Annotated in this window: 6 protein-coding genes and 1 pseudogene; 6 read left to right on the top strand and 1 reads right to left on the bottom strand. The window is 62.4% G+C overall.

The annotated features are described in order from the left end of the window. The 6 genes and pseudogenes from Y707_RS32230 to Y707_RS30800 form a co-directional block, all read left to right on the top strand. Positions 1–522: pseudogene (locus tag Y707_RS32230) on the top strand (IS21 family transposase); the annotation flags it as partial. Next, a complete protein-coding gene (gene istB / locus Y707_RS0115340; protein ID WP_026535742.1) occupies positions 519–1322 on the top strand; it encodes an IS21-like element helper ATPase IstB in 804 nt (267 codons plus the stop codon). The pseudogene Y707_RS32230 and the gene istB, both read left to right, overlap by 4 nt. 48 nt (positions 1323–1370) lie before the next feature. Beyond that, positions 1371–1976 carry a recombinase family protein gene (locus tag Y707_RS26510; RefSeq protein ID WP_253905201.1) on the top strand — a complete coding sequence of 202 codons (606 nt, stop codon included), beginning with the start codon at positions 1371–1373 and terminating at the stop codon, positions 1974–1976. A 116-nt stretch (positions 1977–2092) separates the two neighbouring features. Beyond that, positions 2093–2296, top strand: a complete 204-nt coding sequence (locus Y707_RS0115330) for a hypothetical protein (RefSeq protein WP_026535741.1) — start codon at positions 2093–2095, stop codon at positions 2294–2296. 53 nt (positions 2297–2349) lie between these two features. After that, positions 2350–2742, top strand: coding sequence for a hypothetical protein (locus Y707_RS0115325; RefSeq protein WP_051442080.1), 393 nt, complete (start codon positions 2350–2352; stop codon positions 2740–2742). Positions 2743–2873: 131 nt separating this feature from the next. Next, the gene (locus Y707_RS30800; RefSeq protein ID WP_155853020.1) at positions 2874–3032 is read left to right on the top strand and encodes a hypothetical protein; all 159 of its coding nucleotides are present in this window, start codon (positions 2874–2876) and stop codon (positions 3030–3032) included. A gap of 66 nt (positions 3033–3098) precedes the next feature. Here the strand turns inward: Y707_RS30800 and Y707_RS0115310 are convergent, their stop codons facing one another. Then, a complete protein-coding gene (locus Y707_RS0115310) occupies positions 3099–3437 on the bottom strand; it encodes a hypothetical protein (RefSeq protein ID WP_026535739.1) in 339 nt (112 codons plus the stop codon). Positions 3438–3594: the final 157 nt, after the last annotated feature.

Below are 3594 nucleotides of genomic sequence, written 5' to 3'. Positions count from 1 at the left end.
CTCGGCGCCAACCGGATCGAGGCGTTCGCCGAAGGCGACAGGGTCGCCTCCCACGTGCGGGCGGTGCATAAATACTCCTACGTCCTGGAGCTCGACCATTATCTGGAGGTGCTCACCCGCAAGCCCGGCGCCCTGGCCGGGGCAACGGCCCTGGCCAATGCGAGGAAGTCCGGCGTCTTCACCGCCACCCATCAACGATTCTGGGACAAAGCCCGCGCCGGCCTCGGCGACGGCCCCGGAACCAGAGCACTGGTGGAAGTGCTGCTGCTGGGCCGATCCCTGCCGGCGCCGGCAATTCAGGCTGCCATGGAACAGGCACTGGCCAGCGGTGACTTCGATTCCGAGCATGTGACAGTCACTGCCCGCACCAGCGCAGCCAACACCACCCGGGCGGCCGCCGCATCACCAGAGAGCGCCCTGCCGGCTGAGGTCGCCGGGCGCATCATCCACCTGCCCGAACGGGCCCGACCATCCTTGAGCCAATACGACCAGCTGCTCACCACCGCAGGAGGCCGATCATGAGCACAACGACTACAAACACCACTACTGATCCCGCCGCCGAGGCCGCTATCGGCGCAGCATGCAAAACTCTCAACCTCTCCTCCGCCGCCCAGGTCGCCGGGTCCATGGCCGAAGCCGCCGCACGGCAACGCCGAACCCATTCGGGTTTCCTGGCCGACGTGCTCACCTACGAATGTGAACAACGCGAGGACCGGCGCCGGGCGAGGCGGATCAAAGAAGCGAAATTCCCACGGCCGAAGCGGCTCGAGGACTTCGATCTGGACCAGGTCCCGGATTTGCCACCGGCGTCGTTGGCCGAACTGGCACGCGGAACCTGGATCGATAATGGTGAACCGCTGGTCCTGATGGGAGATTCAGGCACCGGCAAAACACACATGCTCATCGGCCTCGGTACCGCCGCCGCCGAACAGGGCCGCCGGGTCAGATACATCACCACGGCCGCCCTGGTCAACGAACTCGTCGAAGCGGCCGATAACAAGGAACTATCCAAAATCATCGGCAAATACTCACGGCTGGATTTACTTTGCCTTGACGAAGTGGGCTACGTCCAACTCGACACCCGCGGAGCCGAGCTGCTTTTCCAGATCATCACTGCACGGGAAGAACGAGCATCCATCGCCTGCGCATCCAACGCTGCTTTCAGCGAGTGGGGCCAGACCTTCACCGACCCACGCCTCGCCGCAGCCGTCGTCGACCGGCTGACCTTCCGCGGCCACATCATCAACACCGGCACCGAGTCCTACCGCCTCAAAACCACCCAACAAAACAGGAAAGGCACCGGCCCTGCACGGGCAAACTAACCAACCGGGTGGGGCCAGAACAGACTGCACAACCGGGGCCAAATCAACTTGCTATTCCCAGTCGATTTCGGAGTTGAGGAAAAATACATCTTCATCGACCATCTTTCCGGTGCGAAACAGGCACGTGAACGCCCCGCCATGAAAGACCTTCTCAAGTACGCCCGGGGAGGTGATGAGATCATCGTGTGGAGGATCGACCGTTTGGGAAGATCGCTGATCGACGTCCTCAATACGGTGCACGAAATGACCAGCCGGGACATCGGTTTGAGGTCGCTAATCGACGGGGTGGATCCTTCCAGCGCTCAAGGTAGGCTCCAACTTGGCCTGCTGGCAACGCTTGCGGAATACGAGCGGGAGCTGATCAACGAGAGGGTCCGTTTCGGTGTTCAAGCGGCCCAGGCCAGGGGCGTGAAGTTCGGCCAGAAACCTGTCGACCCAGAAACAGTCGCCGACAAGGTCGACGCAGCACGCAACCTGCTCTCCAAAGGAAAGACCGGCGCCCAGGTGGCGAAAGCGGTCGGATGGTCCAGATCGACCCTGTACCGTTACCTGAAGGAATTCGGGGCCGAGACGCCGCCCGCAGAGATCATCACCTCGCCTCCCAAGAGCAGTTCCAGATATGCGGACTTGAAGACGCTTCCGGCCAGGGACTGAGAAGAGCCAGCCGAGTCACAGAGTGTGCCGCCACCGGCTAGCGTGTCGGTGACGTCGCTGACGGACGCCGCACACATGCTTTACTGAAAACCCAACAAACCCGAAAGGAGTCCGCCATGCCAGCCAGGAACAGCCCCAAGCGTAAGCCGGGCTTCGCCCTGCCGGAGCAGCTCATCCGCGACCGGGTGGATTTTGCCTCCTCTGGTGCCGCCGGCGTCCACGACGACCAGAAGGCCCGTCAGTACCGTACCGGCGCCACGAACCGGATCGGCTCGCGATCATCACGGCTCCGTGCCGCCATCCGCTTCGAGGACCGATAGAACTGCAGGACAGGGCACCTGCCACGGTGACTGCTGCCCTGAACTCCGCACACATGGGTGATACGCAGAGCCAGCCTGGCTCGGTCACCGAGGAGAACACCATGTCGCAGAGCATCTCAAACCAGATAGCCGCCCGCACCAAGCCCGATGTCCCCACTGTGGGCATGGGCGCCACTGAGCTGATGGCTTCCGACCGGCGTGCGGGAACGATCATCGCCATCAATCACGACGGCCGCCAGCTCACCTTCCAGCGGGACAAAGCGAAACGCACCGACAGTAACGGCATGTCCGACGACCAGTCCTATGGCTACTCGCCGAACCCGGGGGCGCAGAAACGCGTTTACACCCGGAGAAAGAATGGCCAGTGGTGCCTCCAAGGCACCGTAGCGGGGCGCGCTGTGCTGGCGGTCGGGTACCGCCGCGAATATCACGACTACAGCTTCTAAATCCACGCCGAATAGCCCACCGTAATCCAGTCCAGCAAGCTGTTGGACAAATGGAACCGGCGGGCTTTCTTGCTTCCCGGTAGCTTGTCCGCGGTGGTGAGGGTTCCAGCCGGGCCGCACACATGAGTTTTATGAGAACCCGAACCGCACAGATCATCCTGCTGGCAACCGCGCTCGTCCTGGGCGTCACCGCACCGGCCTTCAATGGACAATCCATCCTGGCGCTGCTCCTCATCGGAGCGGTGGTCTACATCGAAAACCGTTCCAGGTTCCTCCGGCCCACCCCATAACCCTTCTTCAACGCAAGAGAGGCGGCGCCCGATTGGGTGACCGCCTCTTTATTGCATGCTTGTGGATTATCGGGCCTCCCTTGCTTTCTGGTCCGCATTCGCGGCGTCCCGGATGGCAGCGTCGAGGTCCTCCGGCTCCGGGTCATGAGGACCGACAGAGTCCGGGTCTCCATCCATGGCCCGGTGATCCTGTGAAATGCGGATGATCTTATCGAAGTGCTCATTGAAGGAGCCATCGTCCAGATGCGGCAGGGTTTTTCGCATCCGGTCGCGGGCCATTGCGGGCTGCATGCTCTGGTTCTTGGCCGGGTCGACCAGATCGGTGATGATCTGGGCCGGGCTCCGGTTATCGGGGTTGAGCCCTGCCAGCGTGGCGTCCCGGTCTTTCGGATTGTTCTGGTTCATGGTTCCTCGTATCTTCCGAATGAATGCTGACTCCAGTGTGGTGCAGGGTCCCATGCCAGCCAACTTCGCATGGCCTACGCGCACTGCTAGGCACCGAAGGGTGCCCACATGGCCTGCACCGTCCGGTATCGGCCGGCCAGCCACTCGCGCACCGCCG

Source organism: Arthrobacter sp. H14, assembly GCF_000520495.1.
GTDB lineage: Bacteria > Actinomycetota > Actinomycetes > Actinomycetales > Micrococcaceae > Arthrobacter_C.
Note: the sequence above shows the minus strand (reverse complement) of the source record. Positions and strands in the feature narration are given on the sequence as shown.